The organism is Streptomyces albofaciens JCM 4342 (genome assembly GCF_008634025.1).
Classification (GTDB): domain Bacteria; phylum Actinomycetota; class Actinomycetes; order Streptomycetales; family Streptomycetaceae; genus Streptomyces; species Streptomyces albofaciens.
This window is the reverse complement of record NZ_PDCM01000002.1, coordinates 1,467,249-1,491,049: the sequence shown is the minus strand read 5'-3', so window position 1 is coordinate 1,491,049 and position 23,801 is coordinate 1,467,249. Positions and strand designations below refer to the sequence as shown.

Below are 23,801 nucleotides of genomic sequence, written 5' to 3'. Positions count from 1 at the left end.
GACGAAGAAGAGGAACAGCGGATGCCCGAGAAGACACCCGAGATTCCCGCGCACTACCGGCGGGACCGCTTCGACCCGGTACCCGAACTCGTCCGGATGGCCAGGGAGACTCCGCTGGTCGAGACCGACGTCACGATCGGTCCCTCCCGGCAGGTGGGCTGGGTGGCCACCGGGCACGCCGAGGTGCGGGCGGTGCTGGCCGACGCGGAACGGTTCAGCACCCGCCCGCCCGCCGACAGCGAGGAGGACGCCGACAGCCTGGTGCAGGCCGGGAACCTGCTCCAGTACGATCCGCCCGACCACACCCGGCTGCGCAAGCTGCTCACACCGGAGTACACGGTGCGCAAGATGCGCCGGCTGGAGCCCCGCATCGAGGAGATCGTCCAGGACTGCCTGGACACCATGGAGCGCGTCGGGCGGCCGGCCGACCTCGTACGCTACTTCGCCTGGCCGATCCCCGGCCTGGCCAGCTGCGAACTGCTCGGCGTCCCCCGGGACGACCAGACGGAACTGGCCCGCTACCTGGACATCACCCGGGACGTGGGCCGCAGCCAGGAACAGCAGCTGGCCGCCGGCAAGGCGTACTGGGCGTACATGGGCCAGCTCGCCGAACGCCGCCGCCGCGACCCCGGCGACGACATGCTCGGCAGCCTCGTCCGCGAGCAGGGCGCGGCCATATCCGACGCGGAACTGGCGGGGATCGGCGCGACGGTGATGGCCGCCGGCTTCGAACAGGTCGCCAGCATCCTGGGGTTGGGCACCCTGCTCCTGCTGGAACACCCCGAACAGCTCGTCCTGTGGCGCGAACACCCCGAACTGACCGATCGCGCGGTCGAGGAAGTGCTGCGCTACCTGACGGTCATCCACACCGCCTCGCCCCGCACGGCACTGGAGGACGTGACGATCGGCGGCCAGGTCATCAAGGCCGGGGAGAGCGTGGCCTGTTCCCTGCTGGCCGCCAACCGTGTACCGGCCCCCGGCGAGCCCGCCGACCGCTTCGACATCACCCGCGAACCGGCCACCCACATGGCCTTCGGCCACGGCATCCACCACTGCCTCGGCGCCCCGCTGGCCAGGATGGAACTGCGCATCGCCTTCCCGGCCCTGCTGCGCCGCTTCCCGGACCTGCGGCTCGCCGTACCGCACGAGCGGGTCCGGTTCCGGCCCGCCCGGTCCCGTCAGTACGCCCTGGAATCGTTGCCCGTCGCATGGTAGGAGGAGAAGCAGCAATGCCGGACGAGTCCCAGCACCAGTTCGACCACGCCCGCCGGGCGGGCTTCGGCCCGTCGGACGACATCCGCCGGCAGCGCGCCCAGGGCGCCCTCGTCCGGGAAGAGGTGGCCGCGGCGCCCGGCGCGGCGCCGGAGCCCATCTGGATGGCCCTGGGCTACGAGGCCGTACGCCAGATCATGGGCGACCACGTCCGCTTCAGCAACCAGCGCCGGTTCCGCGCCCAGGCCATCCGCGGCGGGAGCAAACACCGCCCGCAGGAGATGTCCGGCCACCTCATGGACTACGACCAGCCCGAGCACACCCGGCTGCGCAAGATGCTCACGCCGGAGTTCACGGTGCGCCGCATCCAGCGGCTCAAGCCGGTGACCGAGGCGATCGCGGAACGCTGCCTGGACGCCATGGAGCGCAAGGGGCAGCCCGCCGACCTCGTCGAGCTGTACGCGAGCCCGATCTCCGGCGCGGTGCTGTGCGAACTGCTCGGCGTGCCCCGCGACGACCGGCGCGAGTTCCTGGTCAAGCACCAGTGGCAGCTGGAGCAGGACCGCAACCGCAAGGACCGGGCCGCCGCCCAGGCGTACACCTCCAACTACCTGCGCGCGCTGGTCAAGCGGCAGCGCAAGGATCCCGACGAGGGGTTCATCGGCCAGCTCATCCGCGACCACGGCGACAACTTCGTCGACGAGGAACTGATCGGCATCTGCGGCCTGATGGTGCTGGCCGGCCTCGACAACGTCACCGGCATGATCAGCCTCGGCGTGCTGGCCCTCCTGGAACACCCGGACCAGCTCGCCGTCCTGCTGGCGGACCCCGAGAACACCGTGGACCGCGTGGTGGACGAACTGCTGCGCTTCCTGTCCGTGGCGCACGCGCCGACCCCACGCACCGCCGTGGAGGACGTGGTCGTGGCCGGGCAGCTGATCAAGGCGGGGGAGGAGGTCGTCTGCTCCATCCCGATGGCCAACCGCGACCCGGTGCTCGCCCCCGACGTCGACCGGTTCGACGTGAACCGCGAGCCGCTGCCGCACATCGCCTTCGGGCACGGCATCCACCACTGCATCGGCGCCGCGCTCGGCCGGATGGAGCTGCGCACCGCCTACCTGGCCCTGTGGCGCCGGTTCCCGGACCTGCGGCTGGCCGTGCCCGCCGACCAGGTGCCGCACAAGACGAATTCCATCGCGTACGGCCTGGAGCGGCTGCCGGTCGCCTGGTGACGGCGGCCCGGCCGGGTGCGCGGTGCCCGGGGGCGATCCCGGAGACGAGGAGGGACGATGGTCGAGGTACGGGTCGACGCGGAGATCTGCGCGGCTTCCGGTATGTGCACGCTGCTGGTGCCCGCGGTCTTCGACCAGTCGGAGGAGGACGGCACGGTGGTGCTCACCGATCCGGCGCCGCCCGTGGAGCTGACGGCGAAGGTGCGCACGGCGGCCCTGCGGTGCCCGGCCGGCGCGATCACGGTGCGGGAAACGGAGACGGACGCCCCCGGCGCGTAGCGCGCGACACCACCGGCGGCACGGAAAAGCTCCTGGCGTTCGGGTTCCGGAATCTCCGGGAACCCGGCCGCCAGGAGCTTTCGTACGGTCCGGCTCCCGGGCTACGGCCCGGCGGCCCCGTCACCGGCCGTCAGGGGAGTGCCGGCCCGCTGACCGGCGCCGTCGTCCGCCCCGGCCCCGCCCCGTGCCGTACGCAGCCGACGCGCGTCCGCGACCGTGGCGCAGCCCGCCAGGCCCAGCGCGTCGGCCAGTTCCTCGGCCAGCAGGCCGAGCACCCGGCGTACGCCCTCCTCACCCGCCACGGCCAGGCCCCACACCGGCGGGCGCCCGACCAGCACCCCGGACGCGCCCAGGGCCAGCGCCTTGAGCACGTCCGTACCCGAGCGGACCCCGCTGTCCAGCAGCACCCGGCAGTCGCCGCCGACGGCCTCGGCGATCGCGGGCAGCGCCTCGACGCTCGGCAGGGCACTGTCCAACTGTCGACCTCCATGGTTGGACACCACGACGGCGTCCACGCCGAACTCCACGGCGCGCACCGCGTCCTCCGGCGCCAGCACCCCCTTGAGCAGCAGCGGCAGCCGGGTGCTCGCACGCAGCTCCGCCACGTGCGACCAGGACAGCGCCGAGGAGAACTCCCGGCCCGTGTGCACGGCCACCGCCGAGGCGCCGGCGGTGCGGTGGTGGGCCGCCGAGGTGCCGCCGCCGTCGAGATGGGCGGCCCGTACGTGATCCGGCAGCGTGAACTCGTTGCGCACGTCGCGCAGTCGGCGCCCCATCCACGGGACGTCCACGGTCAGCATCAGCGCCGTACAGCCCGCGTCCTCGGCCCGCCGCGCCAGCTCCAGGGCCCGGCCGGGCTCCCGCAGCCAGTACAGCTGGAACCAGACGTCGCCGCCGAGCGCGGTGATCTCCTCCACCGGCACGGTGCTCAGCGTGCTCACCGTGAACGGCACGCCCGCGGCCTTCGCCGCGCGCGCCGCCGCCAGTTCACCCTCGGGATGCACCAGGCCCTGGTAGGCGACCGGGGCGACCGCCACCGGCATCGCCACGGGCCGGTCCAGCAGGCCGGCCGCCGTCGAACACCGCGACACGTCCCGCAGCACCCGCGGGCGCAGGAAGATCCGGTCGAACGCCGCCCGGTTGGCGGTGAGGGTGCGCTCGCGCCCGCTGCCGCCCGCGACGAAGTCCCGCACCCCGGCGGGCAGCGCCGCGGCGGCGGCCCGCTCCACGTCCTCCAGGGTCAGGAGCTCGGCCGCCGCCGCGTCGCCGCCGGGCGCCGGGTCAGACACGCTGGCCCTTCTTCTCCAGCTCCACGGCCTCGTACAGCGCCTTGATGTTGGAGCTGCCGAACGTCTCCGCGCCCTGCCGCTCGATGATCTCGTAGAAGATCGTGCGGCGCGGGTGGGTGGAGGCGGTGAAGATCTGGAACAGCTGGCCGCCGTGGTCCTGGTCGGCCAGCAGGCCGGTGGACCGCAGATCCTCCAGGCTGTGCTGGCTGAGCTGGATCCGCGCGCCCAGCAGGTCGTAATAGGCGGCCGGGGAGCTGAGGAACTCCACGCCGCGCCCGGTCAGGGTGCGCACCGCGTGCACAGCGTCGTCACAGGAGAACGCGAGATGCTGGACGCCCGCGCCCTGGTGGCTCTTGAGGAAGTCGTCGATCTGCCCCGGGTCGGCCGTGGTGTCCGGCTCGATCAGCGTCAGGGTCACCCGGCCGGTCGGGCTCTGCACGACCTTGGAGTCCATCGCCTGCGCGCCCACGACGATGTGCTCCTCGAAGATCTCCTGGAACCCGAGGGCGCGCCGGTAGTACGCGACGGTCCCGTCGAGGTCGCCGTTGTTCAGGCACACCGCGATGTGGTCCAGTTCGAGCAGCCCCACCTCGCTGGGCACCGGCTGCCGGGACTGGAGCGTCGCCACGAAGCCGACCGGCAGCCCCGGGCCCTCCTCCGGGTCGCGCTGCACGAGCGTGTGCACCACGTCGCCGAAGCCGCTGACGGTGGCCGTGACGGCCGCGCCGGGGCCGCCGTGCCGGGCCGGCCGGCGCAGCGGCTCGGCGCCGCCCGCGACCGCGTGCGCGAAGGCCCCCTCGACGTCGGCGGTGCGCAGCGCGATGTCCGCGACGCCGTCGCCGTGGTCGACGACGTAGACCGACGCCGGGTGCCGGTCGGAGGTCGCCGTGGTGAGCACCAGGGTGATGGTGCCGTGCCGCAGGGCGATGCTGCGGTGGTCGGCGGAGCCGCCGGTGCCGACGACGGTGAACGCGTACTTGTCGACCCAGGTGAACGCCGCCGCGTCCAGGTCGGCCACGTACATCTCGATGTAGTCGATCGCGAGGTCGCCGACAGCAGCCGTTGCCGCTGTGGAATCTGAAACTGTCATGGAGAGTCCCCGTTTGAAGGATTGATCTGGGCATGGCTCATCGAGCCGGCTCGCCTACCGGAGCGGACGGATTACCTGCCGTGGACCCACGCCGACGGGCGGCACGGGCCTAATCCGCGGACCTCTTCAGCGAGTTCGCCACTTGCGCCGGACAGCGGAAGGCGAACAATTACGGTGCTGCCAGACATTACACCGGCGCCAACGCCGTCGCACCTGTCAAGAATTGACGCGCCGCCGGACGGCGGACCCGCAATCACCTTGACCCGCCGCACGCCCCGGACGACCATTGCTGTTGATCCGGCCCTGGGGGATGCTGAGGGCGCGGCGCGGCCACGGGAGCGCCGGGGCGCCGTACCCCTTCCTGACTGACAGAAGGCAGCCATGGAAATCATGCAACCGGAAATCACCGCCGAGCTGAATGCCGCCACCCTGCACGCATCGCTGGCCGACGCCTCGATGGAGTCCATGAATCTTCTGAATCAGATCGCCGACGAATATCCGGAAGCGATCTCTTTCGCGGCCGGGCGGCCGTACGAAGGATTTTATGACGCAGCCCAGGTGCATCAATATCTTCAGGTCTTCTGCGACCATCTGGGCACCGACCGGAAGATGACGGACGCGGAAATCGCGCGGACCCTGTTCCAGTACGGCGAGACGAAAGGGATCATCGCCGGGCTGATCGCGCGGAGCCTGGCGGTGGACGAGGGCATCGAGGCCGTGGACGGGTCCGTGGTCGTCACGGTCGGCTGCCAGGAGGCGATGTTCCTCCTGCTGCGCGCGCTGCGCGCCGACAGCCGTGACGCGGTGCTCGCGCCCCGGCCCACCTACGTCGGCCTGACCGGCGCCGCGCTCCTCGCCGACATGCCCGTCCTGCCCGTGCACAGCGGGGAGCACGGCATCGACCTGGACGACCTGGTCGACCAGCTGAACAGCGCGCGGGCAGCGGGCCGGCGGGTGCGCGCCTGCTACGTGACGCCCGACTTCGCCAACCCGGTCGGCACCAGCATGACCCTGGCCGACCGGCACCGCCTGCTGGAGATCGCCGAGCGGGAGAACCTGCTGCTGCTGGAGGACAACGCGTACGGCGTCTTCCACACGTCCGCCGAACGGCCCCCGACGCTGAAGTCCCTGGACCGCGGCCGCCGCGTCGTCTACCTCGGCTCGTTCGCCAAGACCGGCGTCCCCGGGGCCCGGGTCGGGTACGTGGTCGCCGACCAGCGGGTGACCGGCGGCCCGAACGGCGACGGGCTGCTCGCCGACGAGCTCTCGAAGATCAAGAGCATGCTCACCGTCAACACCTCGCCGATCGCCCAGGCGGTCATCGGCGGCAAGCTGCTCAGCCACGGATGCAGCATGGTCGAGGCCAACCGCCGGGAGACGGCCGTCTACCGGCGCAACCTCAACCAGGTGCTCTCCGGCCTGGCCCGGCGCTTCGCCGACTGCCCCGGCGTCACCTGGAACGAGCCGACCGGCGGCTTCTTCGTGGTGCTCAGCGTGCCGTTCGTCGTCACCGACGCCTTCCTGGAGCACGCGGCCCGCACGTACGGCGTGCTGTTCACCCCGATGCACCACTTCTACGGCGCCTCCGCGCAGTGCCGCCAGCTCCGGCTGTCCATCAGCACCCTGACCCCGGAACGGATCGACGAGGGCCTCGACCGGCTCGCCGCGCTCCTCACCGAACGGCTGCGGGCCAACGGTGGCGCGGCGGCCTCCGGGGAAGGTGCGGCGGACGGGGCCGCCACCCCGCCCGCCGCGCCGGCCGGGCCGTCTCCGGGCGGTGCCCGGTGATCCGCTCCCTGGCCGTCGTCGGCACCGGGCTGATCGGCACGTCCCTGGCGCTCGCCGCGGCCCGCCAGGGCGTCACGGTCCACCTCATGGACCGTGACGAGGCCGCCGTACGGACCGCGGCGGCCCTGGGCGCGGGGGAGCCGGGGCCGCCGTCCGAGCCGGTGGACCTGGCCGTGATCGCCGTGCCGCCCAGCCAGGTCGCCGCCGTACTCGCCCAGCAGCAGGCGCGCGGGCTGGCCGGCACCTACACCGACGTGGCCAGTGTGAAGGCCGAACCGGAACGGGCGGTCCTGGCCGGGGCGCCCGACCCGACGCGCTACATCGGCGGCCATCCGCTGGCCGGCCGCGAGCGGTCCGGCCCCCTCGCGGCCCGCGTGGACCTCTTCCAGGACCGCGTGTGGGTGCTCACCCCGTCCCGGCTGACCTCGCGGACGGCCCTGGACCGCGCGCTCGCCCTGATCGGGCTCTGCGGGGCCGTGCCCCTGGTGATGCAGAGCAAGGCACACGACGACGCGGTGGCGCTGACCTCCCACGTACCGCACGTGGTGGCCAGCCTGATGGCGGCCCGGCTGCGCCACGGCACGCCGCAGGCGCCGCGGCTGGCCGGCCAGGGACTGCGCGACGTGACGCGGATCGCCGGCGGCGACTCCCGGCTCTGGAGCGACATCCTCCAGGCCAACGCGGGCGCCGTCGCCGGGATCCTCACCGGCCTCCAAGCGGACCTCGGCGAACTCCTCACCGCCCTGCGCGACCTGGCCGGGCCACCCGGACGGCGCAGCGAGCGGAGCCTGGAAACGCTGGTGGACCTCCTCGACCGGGGCATCTCCGGTCTGGACGAGATCTCCACCGGCCACCCGGGCCACCAGCCGCGCTCCGCTTCCGTACGCGTCCGGGTCGCCGACCGCCCCGGCGAACTCTCCCGCCTCCTGCGCGCCACCGCGGAACTGGGCATCGGGCCCGAGGACGCCGAGGTACGGCCCGGCGCCGCGCCGCGCGACGACCTGATGGTCCGTCTCGCCGTCCCGGCCGCCGTGGCCGGGCCCCTGCTCGCCCGGGTCACCGCTGAAGGCTGGGACGCGGAGGACGACGGCCATACGGCACCGGCGGCGGGCGTCTCACCGGCGACGGCGTGAACGACGCTGGGGGCGCGCACGCCCTCACAGCGCGAGCGGCAGCCCCAGGGCAGGGAACAGGCCGGGGGCGAACTCGGTGATCTCGGCGATACGGCCGCCCTCGACGCGCAGGACCTCCAGGCCGTGGGCGCGGTGCACCCGCTCGCCCGGCCCACGGGCGTAACGGGCCACGGCGGGCTGGTGGTTCATGCGGGTGGGGAGGCGGCGGCAGTGCGGCGGGTCGGGGCGGCGGGCGGTCCGGGGGGCTTCGCACAGTACGGTGGCGAGCGCGGCGGTGTCGCCCCGCTCCAACGCGTCGGTGTAGAGGCGGAGTACGGCGCAGTCGTCGTATTCCGTGGCCTCCGGCTCCGCCGCGCGCGGCAGGTGCTTCCGGACCGACCGCCGGGCCCGCTGCAACGCGCTGTTCACGGCCGCGACGCTGACGCCCAGCGCCGCGGCCGTCTCGCGCGCCGGCCACTCCAGTACCTCCCGCAGGACGAACACGGCCCGCTGCCGCGGCGGGAGCAGCTGGAGCGCCACCATGAACGCCAGACTGATCGTTTCCTTGGCCGCCACCTCGTCCGATCCCGTCCGCTGGGCCGGGACCTGCTCCAACAGCGTGTCGGGACACGGCTGGAGCCAGGGCAGCGCGGTCGCCGGCACCGGCCCGCCGCCGCGGACCTCCCGGGGCAGCGGGGCACGGGGCGCGGCGGCGAGGAAATCCAGGCAGGCGCGCGTGGCGACGCGGTACAGCCAGGTACGGAACGTCGGGTGCCCGGCGAAGCTCTCCCGCTCGCGCCACGCCCGTGCCAGCGTTTCCGTCACGAGCCGCCCGGACTCCTCGAACGACCCCAGCAGCCGGTAGCAGTGCACCTGCAACTCCGGCCGGTAGCGCGCCACCAGCCGCGAGAACGCCGCCGCGTCGTCGTCTCCCGTCCCGCCCACCACCCCTCCGTCACCCATCGCCGCCTCCTGGATCCCACCCGGCTCGCACGTGATCACCTTCCGCCAGCGAGAGTACTGACGATGGTTGACTCCTCACCAATTCGATGAACTTGAGTCCTGCGGAGGAGTGTTCGAGAAAAGGGGCCCGGCCGGTCCGGGGCCGGGTGAGTCATCCGAGGCGGCTCAGCGCCTCCATCGCCTCGCGCTCGACACGTGCCAGCTCGCCGAGCACCGCTCCGGCCCGTTCGAGCGGCCGCGCGTCGCCCGACGTGCCGGCCTCCTCGACCAGCGCCGCCGTCCGCGTCCACAGGGCGGCCGCCTCGGCGTACAGCCGGTGGCCGGTGCGCAGCCGGCCGTCGTCGAGCAGCTCGGCGCATTCGGCGAGGAAGTCGCGGTAGAAGGCGCGGAAGAGGGCACCCCCGGTGCCGCCCCGCTCCATCAGGAGGGCGGCCCGCGGCAGGTCCCGCTCCGGGGTGCCGGTGCGGCGCAGCCAGGTGGGTACGAGTTCGGCGGCCTTCTCGATGCCCCGGTGGCCCAGGTTGGCGATGGGCGGGTGGAGGAAGGCCTCGGCGCAGGCCGTGATGGCCGGGACGAGCTGCTTCTCCAGGGCGGGCCGGTCCGCCGGAGCCGTGAGGGTGAAGGACCGGTGCCTGGCGGTCATCGGGCCGCGGGCGGCCCGGGCCCGGGCGAGACCGTCCAGGCCGGTGGAGACCGTGCCGCCCTGCTGCTCGGTGTCCACGAGGTACGCGTCGCGGTCGTCGTATCCGTACAGGGCGACGACATGGCCGCCGAAGTGCACCTTCGACCCGAAGTAGTCCAGGTGGTGGCTGTCCAGCTGGAGCCCGACGGGGCGGCCCGCGCCGATGGGGGCCGTCACGTGCTGCCACGCCTTGCGGGGCGAGGTGGTCTCCCGGACCTCAAGGCCGAGGCCGAGCCGGGCGGCCAGATTCCTGGTCAGCTCGAAGGGCTTGACCCGCCCGCCGAGGAAGGGGAAGTCCAGGTGCTTGCCGTCCCAGTAGATGAAGGACAGGCCGGAGCCGAGGCCGAAGAGCATGGGTTCGGACAGGTCGAGTCCTTCGTGCCGCAGCAGGACTCCCAGGGCCGCGGTCTCGCAGTGCTGCGCTCCGCGCGCTTCGACGCCTTTCACGGTGGGCATGCGGGTTCTCCCGGACGGGTGCGGGTGGCCGGGCCTCAGTCTCTCCCGCCGGGCCACCGGCGCGGGGCCGGGACCGCGGATCGGCCCCGGCCCCGCGCGCGGTCCGTCCGTCAGCCCAGTTCCAGGCTGGTCACCGCGTAACCGCGCTCGGAGCGCGTCGGCGGGACCGGGCCCGTGTACATGCGCATCGTGTGCGAGTCCGGCTCCAGGCCGCGCGAGAGGGCCAGGGATCGGGCGCTGTGGTGCGGGTCGGGGATGTCGATGTGCACCTCGTCCTCGGGGCCGAGGTGCGACGTGAGGGCGTCGAAGACCGCCTCGGCGCCGCGTGAGGTGTCGGCGAACAGGGGGCCGAGGCGGTAGCCGTCCCGGGCCGGCCGCAGCACCCCGTAACCGGCCACCCGGCCGTCCCGCACCTGCGCGTACGCGTGATGGCCCGGGGCCGTCAGCCAGCGCGACAGGAACGCGCGCCGCCCGGCCGGGAAGCACTGCCGGTCGTAGTCGGCGATCTCGTCGAGGTGCTCGGCGGTGACGGGCACGACCGGCGCCGCGGGCGTGCCGGGGCGCGCGGGGCGGCCCCGGTAGCGGGTGGTCCGGTACGCGGTGGTGAAACCGGAGCGCCGGTACGTGGCCTCCTGCGCCGGGACCGCGTCCAGACCGATCGTGCGGTCCCCGGCGTGCGTGACGGCGGCGCGCCATGTGGCCATCCCCAGCCCACGGCCGCGGAACTCCGGGTGCACCAGGTAGTACCCCAGGAACGCGTACTCGGCGGAGTAGTTGACGACGGAGACCGACGAGACCAGCCGTCCGTCCAGACGGCCGACGAAGAAGCCGTCCGGGTCGGTGGGGTGGAAGCAGTCCACGTCGGCGCGGCCCGGGTTCCAGCTCTCCGCGGCGGCCCACGCGGCCACCTCGCGCCACTCGTCGAGTGTCGCGGGGCGGACGGTGAGTCCGGCGGGGACGTCCGGACCCGCCGCGAGCGTCGTGGCCGCGGCGCCGGGGGCGGGGACGGTGGGGGCGTCGGCGGCGGCCTCGGTGGAGGCGGGCCGGCGCGGGATCTCGCCGGTGGAGGTCATACCTGGTGCAGTCCTTGGCTGTCGGGCCCCGCCGCTGCGCGGGGCTGGGGGTGGTCGGCCGGTCCGCCCGGGGACCCGGGGCGGCCGGCCCGGTGGTGCCGTTCGGCCCGTACGGCGGTGGCGGGCCGTCAGATCAGGTCCATGGCCGCCACTTCGTCGGGACGGCCGTAGCTGACCGGCCCCTGGAAGCGCCGCCGCGCGGTGGCGAACCACCACACCGTAGCGATGACGAGCACCACGCCCAGCGCGATCGGCGCGTAGTTGAACGACTCGGCGGTGATCGGCGACGCCTGCGGCAGCATGAACAGCACGCTGCTGATCAGGATCCACGCCACGGCGACCGCCGCGACGAGCTTGCCGTAGCGGCCCAGGTTCCACGGCCCGGGCTGGAAGGTGTCCAGCCGCAGCCGCAGGAAGATCGGCACCGCGTAGGCGAGGAAGAGCCCGACGACGTTGATGCTGACGACGGCGGTGAACGCGGTGTGCGACCACCAGCCGGGGATGACGAGCACCAGGGAGCAGGCCGCGGCCAGCCAGACCGCCTTGACCGGCGTGCGGGTGCGCGTGGAGACCGAGTGCCACCAGCGGGAGCCGGGCATCGCGCCGTCCCGCGAGAAGGCGAAGATCTGCCGGGTGTTGCTGGTCATGTTGGCCAGGCCGCAGAAGAGCATCGCGCCGATCACGATCAGCAGCAGGAACTTCGCGGTGCCCGTGCCCAGCGCGTCGATGAGGATCTGCACCGGCGGCGCCTCGGCGCCCGCGGCGCCCGCGTAGTCGCGGATCGCGAAGACCAGCGCGAGCATCAGGACCAGGCCGGCGACCGCGGAGTAGCCGATGGCGCGCATGATGCCCTTGGGGGCGTTGACGGTGGCCTGCACCGTCTCCTCGGACATGTGGAAGCTGCCGTCGAACCCGGTGAACGTCCAGCTGGTGACGAGCAGCCCGAGCATGGCGCCGTACAGGCCGTTGCTGAACCCGGTGTTGTTGACGAAGTGCGTCACGAACGACGGGTCCTGGTGGTGCGAGGGCAGCGCGATCAGCGCGACGACGATCACCACCAGGCCGATCAGCAGCCACCACACGGAGATCCGGTTCAGCACCGCGACCAGCTGCACCGTGAAGGTGTTGGCGAGCGCCTGGACGAGCAGGATCGCCGCGGTGATCAGCACCGCCCGCTGCGGGGTGGCCTCGTAGGACGGCCACTGCATGGCGATGAACGCCTGGATGAAGGTGGCCGCGGCGTATCCGGTGGCGGCGGTGCCGCCGACCTGCCCGGCGAAGTTCAGCCAGCCCGTGTACCAGGACCAGGCGCCCCGGTGCCGCTTGGCTAGCTTGCCGGCGGAGAAGTACAGCGCCCCGCTGGTCGGGTAGGCGGAGGCGATCTCGGCCATCGAGGCGCCGACGAACAGCACCATGGCGGCCACGGCTATCCAGCCGAAGACCAGGATCACCGGCCCGCCGGCGTTCATCCCGAACCCGAAGGACGAGAAGATCCCGGAAATGATGTTGATGATGGTGAAAGAGATCGCGAAATTGTCGAACGCGCGGAACCGCCGGGTCAGTTTCCGCGGATAGCCCATGGCGTGCAGCGTCGCGTCGTCGTCCAGGGCGGCGGGCTCCACGGCGCGGCGGCTTCTCGTACGGGCGGGGGACACGGGATCGGACACAACCGCAACCTTTCTGGTGGGGACAGGAAGACATCGGCGCGGAGCGTCGATACGCGGTGTCGGCACCTGTCTTCGGGGGCGGGCCGGGGCGCGCGAAAGCCCCTCCGGCGGGCCCGGGGGTAGGGGGTTCGGGGAGGTGAGCGGCGGGCGTCGGCAACGGGCCCGGCGGGCCGCGGCCCCGGGCCGGCCGGGCGGCGCGGGCGTCGTGCGGTGACTCAGGGAGCATCGGGCACCGGGAGACCACACGCGCGTCTCGCCTTGTTCAGCTGCTCCTCGGGATCGCCGAAGACGCTCCACGGCATACGGGAGGCGTACGGGCCCATGGCCGTGAAGACCGCGCGGGCCTCGAACGAGCACTGCGCCATGTACAGCGCGTGCGCCAGGTAGGCCAGGTCCAGCACCGGGGTGAAGCGGTACCCGGCGACGTGCGGCAGCCAGTTGCGGTAGATGCCCAGGGCGGTGGCCTTCCACTGCGGCTGCTCCCAGGTGCGTTCCGCCAGGGGCGAGTCCGGGTTGTAGCCGTCGACCAGGGCCACCAGCGGCAGCAGCCGCAGCGGCGAGGAGACCGGCGCGCGCTGGCTGAGGAACGCGGCGACGTCCCAGGACGCGTTCGCCTCGCCCCCGTGACGCGGGAAGAAGAACGACAGGAAGCGGTGGTGGCCCTCGCGGTTCCAGGGGTCGAGCCGCAGGATGTGGGCGAAGAGCTTCCAGGGGCCGGGCGGCGCGGTCAGCAGTCCCTGCGGGGCGGGGTCGCGGGGCTGTTGCAGGCGCGCCAGGGTGAGCCGGGCCGACCACGGCGTGGGGTCGTCGGGGGCCGCTTCGGCCGCCCGGTCGCAGGCGGCCACCGCGATCCGGCCGAGGGCCTCGGCCCGCTGGTCACCGGCGTCGGCCGCGCGGACCGCCCGCAGGACGGCCACCCGCGCCCACACCAGGGCCGCTTCGCGGCCGGGCTCCTCGGCCAGCCAGCGCTCCACCAGGTCCGAGTCGGCCGCCTCCGAGGCCAGCACAAGGGAGCGGTGCGCCCGTACGCCGTGGTCCCCGCGCGCTTCCCGCAGGATTTCCCGCGCGCTGAAGTAGCGGCCCGCCCGGATGTCCACGCATGCCCGCGCGAGCTGGACGTCGTCGGCTGCCGGATGCCACACGTACTGCCCCTCGAATAACCCAGCGGTCATGGTCCCCTGCCGCTCCTGACGCTCCTGCCGTTTCGCCGGTGAAGCCGGTCGTCGGCGCGTTTTCAGCCATGCCGAAATCAACCGGTACGCACTGTTCCCCCAGTTCCACCGGCAGTGCCACACCCTACTCAGCGGCTGGTCCGTTCGAAACTGGTGATCGGAATTACCTCATTCCGCTTCGGTGCCGCGCACGACATTGGCGGTGAAACCGGACCATCGGTCGGCGGCGGGAAATGCGCGGTATGCAATTGGCATATGCCAGCGCTATGGAAGCGGGCCATCCGGCGGGGTTTCGGCCGGACACGTCGCCACCTGTCCGGCTGGGGCACAGGCGGGGCGGTATGGGCGGCGGCGGCACGGTATGCCCGGCGCCGGCGGGAACGGAGGGCCGGGTTCCGCGTGTTCACGTCCTGTCTTGCGTCTTTTCACCCCTGTGTCACGACGTCTTCCCACGGCCTCGTTCCTCTTGGAACACTCCAGACGCGCCCGTTGTCTCCCACCCAAGGGGTCATTTCAGCCATGCCCGAACTCAACCGGCGTCGGTTCCTGCAACTCTCCGGCGGGGCCGCCGCGTTCTCCGTGCTGTCCGAGAGCATCGCCCGCGCCGCCGCGATTCCGGCGCACCGCCGCACCGGCAGCATCGAGGACGTCGAGCACATCGTCGTGCTGATGCAGGAGAACCGGTCCTTCGACCACTACTTCGGCACTTTGCGCGGTGTACGGGGCTTCGGCGACCCGCGGCCGGTGCCGCTGCCCAGCGGCAAACCGGTGTGGCACCAGACGGACGGCAAGGGCAGGGAGGTGCTGCCGTTCCGGCCGCAGGTCGAGGACGACGACCTGGGCCTGGTCTTCATCGAGGACCTCAACCACGACTGGGCCGGCAGCCACCGGGCGTTCGCCGAAGGCCGCTACGACCAGTGGATACCCGCCAAGACGGCCACGACGATGGCGCACCTCGCGCGCAAGGACATCCCGTTCCACTTCGCGCTCGCCGACACCTTCACCGTCTGCGACGCCTACCACTGCTCCTTCATCGGCTCCACCGACCCGAACCGCTACTACCTGTGGACCGGTCACACGGGCAACGACGGCAAGGGCGTCGGCGACCCCAGCGGCCCGGTCCTCGGCAACGACGAGAAGGGCTACAGCTGGACGACGTACCCCGAGCGGCTGGAGGCGAAGGGCGTCTCCTGGAAGATCTACCAGGACATCGGCGACGGCCTGGACGCGGCCGGCCACTGGGGCTGGCTCAAGAACGATCCGTACCGCGGCAACTACGGCGACAACTCGCTGCTGTATTTCAACAGCTTCCGTAACGCCAAGCCGGGCGACCCGCTGTACGAGAAGGCCCGGCGGGGCTCGAACGTGAAGGGCGGCGGGCAGCTCCTCGACGACCTGCGCGCCGACGTGAAGAACGGCACGCTGCCGAAGATCTCCTGGATCGCCTGCCCCGAGGCGTACACCGAGCACCCGAGCTGGCCCGCCAACTACGGCGCCTGGTACATCTCCAAGGTGCTGGACGTGCTGACGTCCGACCCGAAGGTGTGGAGCAGGACCGCCCTGTTCATCACCTACGACGAGAACGACGGCTTCTTCGACCACGTCGTACCGCCGTACCCGCCGGCCGACGCGAACCAGGGCCTTTCCACCGTCTCCACCGAACGGGAGCACTACAAGGGCGGCAACGGCTACCAGGCAGGGCCGTACGGCCTCGGCCAGCGGGTGCCGATGCTCGTCGTCTCCCCCTGGAGCACCGGCGGATACGTCTGCTCCGAGACCTTCGACCACACCTCGGTCATCCGCTTCATGGAGCGCCGCTTCGGGGTGACCGAGCCGCACATCTCGCCTTGGCGCCGCACCGTCTGCGGCGATCTGACCTCGGCCTTCGACTTCAGCAGGACCGGGAATCCGGGCGCGCTGCCGGACACCGGAGGCTACGCGCCCACCAAGCCCAAGCCCGACGACTTCCACCCCGTCCCGCCGGCGCGGGGCAGCCTGCCCGGACAGGAGCGGGGCACGCGGCGCACCCGGCCGCTGCGGTACGCGCCGTACGTGGACGGGGCGGCCGACGTCGCGGCCGGGAAGTTCCGGCTGACGTTCAGCGGCGGTGCCGAGGCCGGCGCGCAGTTCCACGTCACGGCGCCGAACCGCGGCGACGGCCCGTGGACGTACACCACCGAGCGCGGCAAGGAGATCTCGGACAGCTGGAACACGGTGTACTCGAAGGGCACCTACGACCTGTCGGTGTACGGGCCGAACGGCTTCCTGCGCACCTTCAGGGGCCCCGGCAAGGCGGCGGGCCCCGAGGTGACCGCGCGCCACGACAAGGCCACCGGGAACCTCGGTCTGACGCTGACCAACGCGGGTGACGGCGCCCGTACCCTCACCCTCACCGACGCGTACGGCGGCGCCTCCCGGAAGATCACCGTGCGGCCCGGGCAGCGGGTGACGCACACCGTGGACCTGAGGGCGGGCAAGCGGTGGTACGACGTGTCCGTGGTCTGCGACGCGGACGAGACCTTCCTGCGCCGGTTCGCCGGTCACGTGGAGACCGGCGCCGAGGGCGTGAGCGATCCCGCGATCCGTACGGCATGACGCCGGCCGCCCGCCCCGACACCCGGGGCGGGCAGCCGTCTTTCCGGGGAGTGACCTTCTTTTTCCGAGGGAGTGAGCCCATGACCAGGAACTCGACACGGCGCACGATGACGGTCGGAGCAGGGGCGCTGACCGTGGCCGCGCTGCTGGCGACCGTGCCCGGCAGCGCGGTCTCCGCGGGCCGCCCCGGCGCCGCCGGGCCCGTCGGGGCGCAGGCCGCCCAGGGCAAGCCGCGCCCGGACGCCCGCCACGTCGTCATCGCCGTGCACGGCGGCGCGGGCACCGCGCTGAAGCGCGAGGACACCACTCCGGCCCAGGAGAAGGCGTACCGCGACGGACTGGCCGGGGCGCTGCGCGCCGGACAGAAGGTCCTGGCCAAGGGCGGCAGCAGCGTCGCGGCGACCGAGGCCGCGGTCCGCAGGCTGGAGGACGACCCGCTGTTCAACGCGGGCAAGGGCGCGGTGATCAACGAGGACGCGGGCCACGAGCTGGACGCGTCGGTCATGCGCGGCTCGGACCTGGCCGCGGGCGCCGTGGCGGGCGTACGCCATGTCCGCAACCCCGTCTCCGCCGCGCGGCTGGTGATGGAGAAGACCAAGCACGTCCTGCTGGCGGGCCAGGGAGCCGACGACTTCGCGGCCCGCAGCGGCCTGCCGACCGTGACCCAGGACTACTACTGGACCGAGAGGCGCTGGCAGGAGCTGATGAAGGCCAAGGGCCGGACGAAGGGGCCCGGCCGGACGCTGACCCAGGGAACGGTGGGCGCGGTGGCCGTGGACGGGAAGCGGAACCTGGCTGCGGCCACCTCCACGGGCGGTCTGACCAACAAGATGGCGGGCCGGGTCGGCGACTCGCCCGTCGTCGGCGCGGGCACCTACGCCAAGAACAGCACCGTCGCGGCCAGCGCCACCGGAGCGGGCGAGGTGTTCCTCCGGGGCGCCGCCACCGCCACCATCTCCCACCTGATCGAGTTCGGCGGGCGGGACCTGGCCACCGCCGCGTACGAGGTGCTGGTCGAGCGGCTGCCGAAGCTGGGCGGCACGGGCGGGGTGATCGCGCTGAACGCCCAGGGCGTGTTCGACGCCCCGCACAGCAGCGAGGGCATGCTGCACGGCTATCTGACCGCGGACGGGCGCGTGGTGACCAAGGTGTTCGCCGACGAGACACCGGCGAACCGGTGACCGCGCCCCCGGGTGTGGCGTGATCCATCGCCTTCGCGCCCCGATATGACGGTGGCTCAATAGGCCCTCTCCCTCCCGCCCCGGAGCGGCACTACCGTCCCCCGACGCGGGGGGATCACTCTGGGGAGGGGATCAGTCACATGTTCTATCACCTGTTCAAATCCATCGTCCTCGTGCCGCTGCTGCGGTGCCTGTTCCGCCCCCGCGTCGAAGGGCTGGAACACCTGCCGGAGTCGGGCGCGGCCGTCATCGCGGGCAACCACCTCTCCTTCTGCGACAGCTTCCTGATGCCGGCCACGGTCAAGCGCCGGATCACGTTCCTGTGCAAGCAGGAGTACTTCACCGGGCGAGGGATCAAGGGGCGGCTGACGGCGGCCTTCTTCCGGGGCTGCGGGCAGATCCCGGTGGACCGCTCGGGGCGCGGCGCCGGGCAGGCCGCCGTCGAGGAGGGGATCAAGGTGCTCCGCCGCGGGGAACTCCTCGGCATCTACCCGGAGGGCACCCGCTCGCACGACGGCCGGATGTACAAGGGCCGCACCGGGGTGGCGGAGATGGCGCTGCGGACCGGCGCGCCGGTGATCCCGTGCGCGATGATCGGGACGTTCGAGGCCCAGCCGGCCGGCCGCCGGCTGCCGCGGGTCGTCCCGATCGTCATCCGCTTCGGGGAGCCGCTGGACTTCTCCCGCTACGCCGGGCTGGCCGACCAGCGGCTGGTGCTGCGCGCCGTCACGGACGAGATCATGTACGCCATCCTGAAGCTGTCCGGGCAGGAGTACGTCGACACCTACGCGGCCGAGGCCAAGGCGCGCGCCGGGTACGCGGGCGGTACCGGGGGCCTGGCGGGTGTGCCGGCCGCTCGCGCCAGCTGACCGGAACGCCGGCCTCCGTGCCGCTCACCCGGGGTGAGCGGCACGGCCCGTACACCCGGTCAGCGGCCGAGCGTGCAGGTGGCCCGTACGGACTTGCGCGGATCGCTCTCGGAGCGGGCCTTCAGGACGACCCGGCCGTGCCGGGCGGCACCCGGCTCCGCCGCGACCGCCACCGGAACGCTCACCGTGCTCCCCGCCCTGGCGGTGGCCAGCCGGTTCGGCAGCCACGCGGACCAGCCGCGCCCGGCGGCGGTGGCCGTCAGCCGGTACACGTCCGAGTCCAGGTGCGCGCCGCCCTTGCCCGGCCGCCCGGTGTTGGTCAGCGGGAAGGCGCACACGGCCCGGCCCTTGGCGGGCGCGCCGTACGCGGTGCCGTGCCGCAGCTGCACGCCGCGGCGCTGCGGGCCCGCGCCGTCCAGGGAGCGGACGGCGACGGTGTAGCTGAGGACGCCCTTCCCGTCCCGCTGGATGTCCAGGACGTAGAAGTGCAGCCGGTTGGCCCGGTCGACGTACTCGTACTGGCTGCCGGAGTCCGCGCCCGCGTGGAACAGCGCGTCGCTGAGCTGCCGGTAGTCACCCATGGTGATCATCTGCGGGGTGCCGTCGGGGCGCCGGAAGTCCACCATGCGGATGTCCTCCGGGTGGGCGTCGATCACCCACGCGAACGGCGCCCGGTCCTCGTTCTTGGTCTTGCTCAGCAGCACCCCGTGGTCCGGGGTGAAGGAGTCCATGCCCATCCGGTCCACGACCTCGACGGTGTAGTTGTCGTAGCCGCCGCCGTCGCACAGCGGGTTCGTTTCGGTGGAGCAGGGCGGCGCCAGGTCCCGGCCCATGGTGATGTTCACGCCGGACAGGCCCTTGTCGCCGGGCGGCGCGGAGCGCGCGGTGACCCGGGCGACGGCGACCCCGGACGTCTTCAGCGCGTCCCGGTCCAGGCGCAGCACGTTCTTCCCGTCCACGATGCCGAGCTTGAGCTTGTCGCGCAGGACGTGCTGCGAGCCCATCGAGGCGCCGTTGGCGGCCGGGATCTGCCAGCGGGTGTGCGGGCCGCCCGGCCCGTTGAAGGAGCCGCGCGAGAGCATGCTCCAGATGCCGGTGTAGGCGCGGCGCAGCGGGGTGCCGTACGGGTTGTTGTAGTTGTCCGCGATGCCCAGGATGTGGCTGAACTCGTGCGCGTACACGGCCATGCCGGAGCTCTCGGCCTGGGTCGAGGAGCCGGTCTCGGCGTTGGGCCAGATGCGGGCGGCGGCCTTCCAGGAGGTCCACGGAACATAGCGGGTACGGGCCGCGTTGCCGCCTCCCTCGATGGGGGAGGGCGGCCCGAACGCCGCCGGCACGTCCTGCGGCGAGGCGAACTTCATCTGCCCGAACTCCTGCCAGGCGGCGGACTCGTCCTGCCCGGCCGTCAGGTAGAAGACGAAGTCGTACTTCTTGGTCTCCGCGCTGCCCACATCGGCGGTCCAGGCCGCCTTGCCGTCGGTGCGGATGTTCTTGCCGCAGCTGTCGCCGACGGGGCAGGCGCCGGGGTTCATCGACGGCTCGATGCCGTACTGGTACGACTTGTACGGCATCCGGTAGACGCCGAACGCGGTCAGCTCGACGCCGAGCCGGCCGCCGGAGTCCTCCATCCAGTACTCGTTGATGGTGTGGCCGTGGTTGAGCTTGCCCGGCTTGTTGAGGAAGTCCCGGTAGAACGCGGGCACCTGCGCGCGGGGGATGTCGTGGGCGGCGGGCTGCGGGTTGCCGAAGACGGTCGATCCGGCGGGCCGGGTGACGCTGAAGTCCTCGTCCGGGTAGTCCAGCAGGACCAGCGCGCCCTTGAACATGCGCTTGGTGGGCTTGACGGCCGGGTCGGCCCAGTTGGTGCCCGGGACCGCACGGTGCTCGGCCCAGGTCATGTCGTCGGGATTGCGCCAGTTCTGCGGGTCGACGGGCTGGACGAGCGGGGGCCGGGCCGCGGGCGCGGCCTCGGGGAGCGCCCGCGCGGGGCCTGCGGCGACGGTGGCCAGGACACCGAGGAGGAGGGCGAGAACACCCAGCCTGCCGGCCCTGCCGCGGTATGGGCGGGCCGGTCTGCGGGGAAGGAACAAGGCGCACCTCTTGTCTGTGGTTTCAAGTCCAGGACATGACAAGGTGATCGAACAGAATTCCTACCGCTGCCACGGTAAGGCGGGGGACGGAGTGACGCCAGAGTGTCGGGAGGAGCCGATGATGACGCCGCGAACGGTGTGTGACCGGCACGGTCACGCGATGTCCCGGACCGGCGCGGAAGCCGTGTCCCACTACGAGGACGCGCTGGACGCCCTCCTCTTCTTCCGCGGCGAGGTCGCCGACGCCTCGCAGGCCCTCCTGGAAGCCGCGCCGGAGTCCGTCATGGGCAACGTCCTCGCCGCCTACCTCGGCCTGCTCGGTACGGAGGAGAAGGACGCCACCGCCGCCAAGGAAGCCTTCACGCGCTTCACGGACGGCGTACGCACCGAGGAGCCGACACCCCGCGAACGGATGCACCTCGCCGCCGCCACCGCCTGGCTGGACGGGGACATCCACCGGGCCGGGCGGATCCTCGGCGAACTGACCGTCGCCCACCCGCGGGACGCACTCGCGCTGGCCACCGGCCACCAGATCGACTTCCTCACCGGCGACGCCGACCGCCTGCGCGACCGCGTCGGCGGCGCGCTGACCGCCTGGCCCGAGGACGACCCGCACCACGGCCACCTCCTGGGCATGTACGCCTTCGGCCTGGAGGAATCGGGCCACTACGCCCGCGCGCGGGAAGCCGGCCTGGCCGCCGTCGAGCACCACCCCCGCGACGTGTGGGGCATCCACGCGGTCGTGCACACGTACGAGATGCAGGGGCAGTTCGCCGAGGGCATCCGCTTCCTGGACGCCCGCACCGACGACTGGGCCTCCGGCAACTACCTCAACGTCCACAACTGGTGGCACTACTGCCTCTACGCCCTCGAAGCAGGCGACACCGCGCGGGCGCTCGACATCTACGACGCCGTACTGCACCACGAGGAGTCCGCCGGACTCGCGATGGAACTCCTCGACGCCGCGGCCCTGCTGTGGCGCCTGCTGCTGGCCGACCGCGCCACCGGCGACCGCTGGCCGCGCCTCGCCGACGCCTGGGCGGCCCGCCAGGACCCGCCGTACTACGCCTTCAACGACGTGCACGCCGTCATGGCGTACGTCGGCGCCGGCCGCCTGGCCGACGCCGAACGCCTCGTCGCGGACCGCACGGCGTGGCTCGGCCGCACCCCGCCCGAACCGTCCAACCACGCCATGACCGCCGGCATCGGCCTGCCCGTCTGCCGCGCCCTGATCGCCTACGGGCAGGGCCGGTACGGGGACGCGGTCGACCTGCTCGCCCCCATCCGCTACCGCCTGCACACCTACGGCGGCAGCCACGCCCAGCGGGACGCCGTACAGAAGACGCTGCTGGAGGCGGCGCTGCGCGCCGGGCGCCACGAGACGGCCCGCACCCTGCTCAGCGAGCGCATCGGCCTGCGCCCGGTGTGCCCGTACAACTGGCTGGCCCAGGCGCGCCTGGCCGACCGGCTCGGCGAGACCGCCAAGGCGGCCGCCGCCCGGACGCGGGCCGCCGAGCAGGCGGCGCAAGGAGCCGCGGCACTGTCCCGACCTTGATCGAATCCCTGCTGGCCCGAAACACCCCGGACCGGTCATCCTTGACCCGTCCGCGGGCGCTTCGGCGAAGGTCCGGCGAGCCGTGGACGAGCACGCCCGACCATCGGCCCACCAGCACGGGAGCACAAATACATGACGGGGAAGAGCGCTTGGATACGCGACATACGCCGGGGGCCGCGGCCCGCCGCCCACCTCATATTCTTCCCGCACGCCGGGGGATCCGCCTCGTACTACCGGCCGTTCGCCGCCCACCTCGGAGAACGGATCGACGTGTCGGCGATCCAGTACCCCGGACGCCAGGACCGGTGGAACGACCCCTTCGTCACCTCCGTGGAAGGCCTGGCCGATGAGGTGGTCGCCCGCCTGAGCCCGCACGACCCCACCCCGCTGGTGCTCTTCGGACACAGCATGGGCGCGTCCGTCGCCTTCGAGGCCGCCCGGCGGCTGGCGGAACGCGGGCGGCCCGCGGAGCGCAGACTGGTCGTGTCCGGGCGCCGCGCCCCCTCGATGTTCCGGGCGGAGCGGAACATCCACGAGGGCACCGACGAGGAACTCCTCGACGAGGTCGCCCGCCTGGACGGCACCGACGGCCAACTGCTGGCCGACCGGGACCTGGTACGGCTGTTCCTCCCGGCCATCCGCAACGACTACCGCGTGGTCGAGACGTACCGGCCCCCGGCCGACGCCGTGCTCGACATCCCGCTCCTGTGCCTCACCGGCGACGCGGACCCCCGGGTGACCCGCGAGGAAGCGGCCGCCTGGAAGGCCCACACCGTGGCCGAATACCACGAGGAGACCTTCTCCGGCGGCCACTTCTACCTCGCCGACCACGCGGCCGCGGTGTGCCGCGCGGTCGAGCGGTTCGCGCTGGGGACCGGCCCCGGCGGATCAGCGCCCCTCGGCGAAGGCGGCGCGCAGTTCTGACCCGTTCGTGACGAGGGCCGTCGCGCCGATGGCGAGGGCGCAGACGGCCTGCGCCGCGATGAACCACACCGGCAGGGCGCCCGGGATCAGATCGATGGCGACGATCACCACCGGCATGACGACCGAGACGATCCGTACGCGCAGATAGGCCCAGCGCTTGCCCCGTGCGGCGAGGACGGTCAGCCAGTAGGTCACCGCCGCGCTCGCGAGCACCCCCGCCGACCGGCCCCACATGAACGAGGTCACCTCGTGACCGGTGGCGGCGAGGACGACGACCGTGAGGAGGACGGCGGTGCCGAGCGCGCCGTATGTCCCGACGAGGATTTTCGCCGTACGGAAGGCGCGCTGGGCGGGGGCCTGTCCGACGCGGGCGGCCCCGGCCGTGGCGGGGAGGGCGGTGGTGGCGGTGTTCATGATCCTTCTGCTCCTTCATGTCCTGCTGACGTGGTGTCGAAGTTAAGGAGCGCCGAAGCCCCGCGGTACGGGTCCGGACCCACGCAAGAGTGGGTCCAGACCCACTTCAGTGCTGGTCGGGCGGGTGCCACAGTGAGCGGAGACCGGGGTTCCGAAGC

19 protein-coding genes are annotated in these 23,801 nt (G+C 72.6%); 10 read left to right on the top strand and 9 right to left on the bottom strand.

Annotated elements, in window-relative coordinates; translation table 11 throughout:
• Window positions 1-21 precede the first annotated feature (21 nt).
• Genes CP973_RS26875 through CP973_RS26865 form a run of 3 tightly spaced genes read left to right on the top strand, consistent with a single transcriptional unit; the run spans window position 22 to window position 2,723 of the window.
• Window positions 22-1,215 (top strand): cytochrome P450, encoded by a 1,194-nt coding sequence (locus tag CP973_RS26875; protein WP_150246400.1) that lies wholly within the window; start codon window positions 22-24, stop codon window positions 1,213-1,215.
• Between the two features lie 14 nt (window positions 1,216-1,229).
• Window positions 1,230-2,444: a cytochrome P450 gene (locus tag CP973_RS26870; RefSeq protein WP_150246397.1), complete on the top strand. Its 1,215-nt coding sequence runs from the start codon at window positions 1,230-1,232 to the stop codon at window positions 2,442-2,444.
• A 57-nt stretch (window positions 2,445-2,501) separates the two neighbouring features.
• On the top strand, window positions 2,502-2,723 hold the full coding sequence (locus tag CP973_RS26865) for a ferredoxin (RefSeq protein ID WP_150246393.1): 222 nt from the start codon (window positions 2,502-2,504) through the stop codon (window positions 2,721-2,723).
• Window positions 2,724-2,824: 101 nt separating this feature from the next.
• Here the strand turns inward: CP973_RS26865 and CP973_RS26860 are convergent, their stop codons facing one another.
• Both CP973_RS26860 and hppD read right to left on the bottom strand, forming a co-directional pair.
• Complete coding sequence (locus tag CP973_RS26860; protein WP_244410032.1) at window positions 2,825-4,012, bottom strand: alpha-hydroxy acid oxidase; 1,188 nt, start codon at window positions 4,010-4,012, stop codon at window positions 2,825-2,827.
• Window positions 4,005-5,102: a 4-hydroxyphenylpyruvate dioxygenase gene (gene hppD / locus CP973_RS26855; RefSeq protein ID WP_150246390.1), complete on the bottom strand. Its 1,098-nt coding sequence runs from the start codon at window positions 5,100-5,102 to the stop codon at window positions 4,005-4,007. Before hppD ends, CP973_RS26860 begins: the two co-directional genes overlap by 8 nt.
• Before the next feature lie 381 nt (window positions 5,103-5,483).
• Here hppD and CP973_RS26850 point away from each other — a divergent pair, with 381 nt between their 5' ends.
• Complete coding sequence (locus tag CP973_RS26850) at window positions 5,484-6,890, top strand: aminotransferase-like domain-containing protein (RefSeq protein ID WP_150246387.1); 1,407 nt, start codon at window positions 5,484-5,486, stop codon at window positions 6,888-6,890.
• On the top strand, window positions 6,887-8,023 hold the full coding sequence (locus CP973_RS26845) for a prephenate dehydrogenase (RefSeq protein ID WP_150246384.1): 1,137 nt from the start codon (window positions 6,887-6,889) through the stop codon (window positions 8,021-8,023). Before CP973_RS26850 ends, CP973_RS26845 begins: the two co-directional genes overlap by 4 nt.
• 24 nt (window positions 8,024-8,047) lie before the next feature.
• Here CP973_RS26845 and CP973_RS26840 read toward each other — a convergent pair whose 3' ends face one another.
• From CP973_RS26840 to CP973_RS26820, 5 genes are all read right to left on the bottom strand, one after another.
• Entirely contained in the window at window positions 8,048-8,965 is a 918-nt protein-coding gene (locus tag CP973_RS26840; protein ID WP_150246382.1) for an RNA polymerase subunit sigma-70, read from the bottom strand.
• A gap of 151 nt (window positions 8,966-9,116) precedes the next feature.
• Window positions 9,117-10,103, bottom strand: a complete 987-nt coding sequence (locus CP973_RS26835) for a BtrH N-terminal domain-containing protein (RefSeq protein WP_150246379.1) — start codon at window positions 10,101-10,103, stop codon at window positions 9,117-9,119.
• A gap of 110 nt (window positions 10,104-10,213) precedes the next feature.
• Window positions 10,214-11,176: a GNAT family N-acetyltransferase gene (locus CP973_RS26830; RefSeq protein ID WP_244410031.1), complete on the bottom strand. Its 963-nt coding sequence runs from the start codon at window positions 11,174-11,176 to the stop codon at window positions 10,214-10,216.
• 128 nt (window positions 11,177-11,304) lie between these two features.
• Window positions 11,305-12,756 carry an amino acid permease gene (locus CP973_RS26825; RefSeq protein WP_150250296.1) on the bottom strand — a complete coding sequence of 484 codons (1,452 nt, stop codon included), beginning with the start codon at window positions 12,754-12,756 and terminating at the stop codon, window positions 11,305-11,307.
• Between the two features lie 302 nt (window positions 12,757-13,058).
• The gene (locus tag CP973_RS26820) at window positions 13,059-14,015 is read right to left on the bottom strand and encodes a hypothetical protein (RefSeq protein ID WP_208853304.1); all 957 of its coding nucleotides are present in this window, start codon (window positions 14,013-14,015) and stop codon (window positions 13,059-13,061) included.
• 519 nt (window positions 14,016-14,534) lie between these two features.
• On the opposite strand from CP973_RS26820, the gene CP973_RS26815 reads away from it, so the two are divergent.
• The 3 genes from CP973_RS26815 to CP973_RS26805 all read left to right on the top strand — a co-directional run bounded on the left by CP973_RS26815 (window position 14,535) and on the right by CP973_RS26805 (window position 18,660).
• Complete coding sequence (locus CP973_RS26815) at window positions 14,535-16,610, top strand: phosphocholine-specific phospholipase C (protein ID WP_150246376.1); 2,076 nt, start codon at window positions 14,535-14,537, stop codon at window positions 16,608-16,610.
• An 80-nt stretch (window positions 16,611-16,690) separates the two neighbouring features.
• Window positions 16,691-17,791: an isoaspartyl peptidase/L-asparaginase family protein gene (locus tag CP973_RS26810; protein WP_244410029.1), complete on the top strand. Its 1,101-nt coding sequence runs from the start codon at window positions 16,691-16,693 to the stop codon at window positions 17,789-17,791.
• A 140-nt stretch (window positions 17,792-17,931) separates the two neighbouring features.
• Window positions 17,932-18,660: a lysophospholipid acyltransferase family protein gene (locus tag CP973_RS26805; RefSeq protein WP_150246373.1), complete on the top strand. Its 729-nt coding sequence runs from the start codon at window positions 17,932-17,934 to the stop codon at window positions 18,658-18,660.
• A gap of 59 nt (window positions 18,661-18,719) precedes the next feature.
• Here the strand turns inward: CP973_RS26805 and CP973_RS26800 are convergent, their stop codons facing one another.
• The gene (locus CP973_RS26800) at window positions 18,720-20,750 is read right to left on the bottom strand and encodes a M6 family metalloprotease domain-containing protein (RefSeq protein ID WP_150246370.1); all 2,031 of its coding nucleotides are present in this window, start codon (window positions 20,748-20,750) and stop codon (window positions 18,720-18,722) included.
• 160 nt (window positions 20,751-20,910) lie between these two features.
• Between CP973_RS26800 and CP973_RS26795 the strand changes: the two genes are divergently transcribed.
• Both CP973_RS26795 and CP973_RS26790 read left to right on the top strand, forming a co-directional pair.
• Window positions 20,911-22,305: a tetratricopeptide repeat protein gene (locus tag CP973_RS26795; protein WP_244410028.1), complete on the top strand. Its 1,395-nt coding sequence runs from the start codon at window positions 20,911-20,913 to the stop codon at window positions 22,303-22,305.
• Window positions 22,306-22,437: 132 nt separating this feature from the next.
• Window positions 22,438-23,229, top strand: coding sequence for a thioesterase II family protein (locus tag CP973_RS26790; protein ID WP_150246364.1), 792 nt, complete (start codon window positions 22,438-22,440; stop codon window positions 23,227-23,229).
• Here the strand turns inward: CP973_RS26790 and CP973_RS26785 are convergent.
• Complete coding sequence (locus CP973_RS26785; protein WP_150246361.1) at window positions 23,194-23,643, bottom strand: hypothetical protein; 450 nt, start codon at window positions 23,641-23,643, stop codon at window positions 23,194-23,196. The genes CP973_RS26790 and CP973_RS26785 overlap by 36 nt on opposite strands.
• Window positions 23,644-23,801: the final 158 nt, after the last annotated feature.

Excerpts from the sequence above, each read along its gene's own strand:
- CP973_RS26825 (WP_150250296.1), bottom strand. The coding sequence starts at position 12,756 with ATGGGCTATCCGCGGAAACTGACCCGGCGGTTCCGCGCGTTCGACAAT.
- CP973_RS26790 (WP_150246364.1), top strand. The coding sequence starts at position 22,438 with ATGACGGGGAAGAGCGCTTGGATACGCGACATACGCCGGGGGCCGCGG.
- CP973_RS26830 (WP_244410031.1), bottom strand. The coding sequence starts at position 11,176 with ATGACCTCCACCGGCGAGATCCCGCGCCGGCCCGCCTCCACCGAGGCC.
- CP973_RS26850 (WP_150246387.1), top strand. The coding sequence starts at position 5,484 with ATGGAAATCATGCAACCGGAAATCACCGCCGAGCTGAATGCCGCCACC.
- CP973_RS26810 (WP_244410029.1), top strand. The coding sequence starts at position 16,691 with ATGACCAGGAACTCGACACGGCGCACGATGACGGTCGGAGCAGGGGCG.
- CP973_RS26870 (WP_150246397.1), top strand. The coding sequence starts at position 1,230 with ATGCCGGACGAGTCCCAGCACCAGTTCGACCACGCCCGCCGGGCGGGC.
- CP973_RS26875 (WP_150246400.1), top strand. The coding sequence starts at position 22 with ATGCCCGAGAAGACACCCGAGATTCCCGCGCACTACCGGCGGGACCGC.
- CP973_RS26835 (WP_150246379.1), bottom strand. The coding sequence starts at position 10,103 with ATGCCCACCGTGAAAGGCGTCGAAGCGCGCGGAGCGCAGCACTGCGAG.
- CP973_RS26795 (WP_244410028.1), top strand. The coding sequence starts at position 20,911 with ATGTCCCGGACCGGCGCGGAAGCCGTGTCCCACTACGAGGACGCGCTG.
- CP973_RS26865 (WP_150246393.1), top strand. The coding sequence starts at position 2,502 with ATGGTCGAGGTACGGGTCGACGCGGAGATCTGCGCGGCTTCCGGTATG.
- CP973_RS26840 (WP_150246382.1), bottom strand. The coding sequence starts at position 8,965 with ATGGGTGACGGAGGGGTGGTGGGCGGGACGGGAGACGACGACGCGGCG.
- CP973_RS26805 (WP_150246373.1), top strand. The coding sequence starts at position 17,932 with ATGTTCTATCACCTGTTCAAATCCATCGTCCTCGTGCCGCTGCTGCGG.
- hppD (WP_150246390.1), bottom strand. The coding sequence starts at position 5,102 with ATGACAGTTTCAGATTCCACAGCGGCAACGGCTGCTGTCGGCGACCTC.
- CP973_RS26785 (WP_150246361.1), bottom strand. The coding sequence starts at position 23,643 with ATGAACACCGCCACCACCGCCCTCCCCGCCACGGCCGGGGCCGCCCGC.
- CP973_RS26820 (WP_208853304.1), bottom strand. The coding sequence starts at position 14,015 with ATGACCGCTGGGTTATTCGAGGGGCAGTACGTGTGGCATCCGGCAGCC.
- CP973_RS26815 (WP_150246376.1), top strand. The coding sequence starts at position 14,535 with ATGCCCGAACTCAACCGGCGTCGGTTCCTGCAACTCTCCGGCGGGGCC.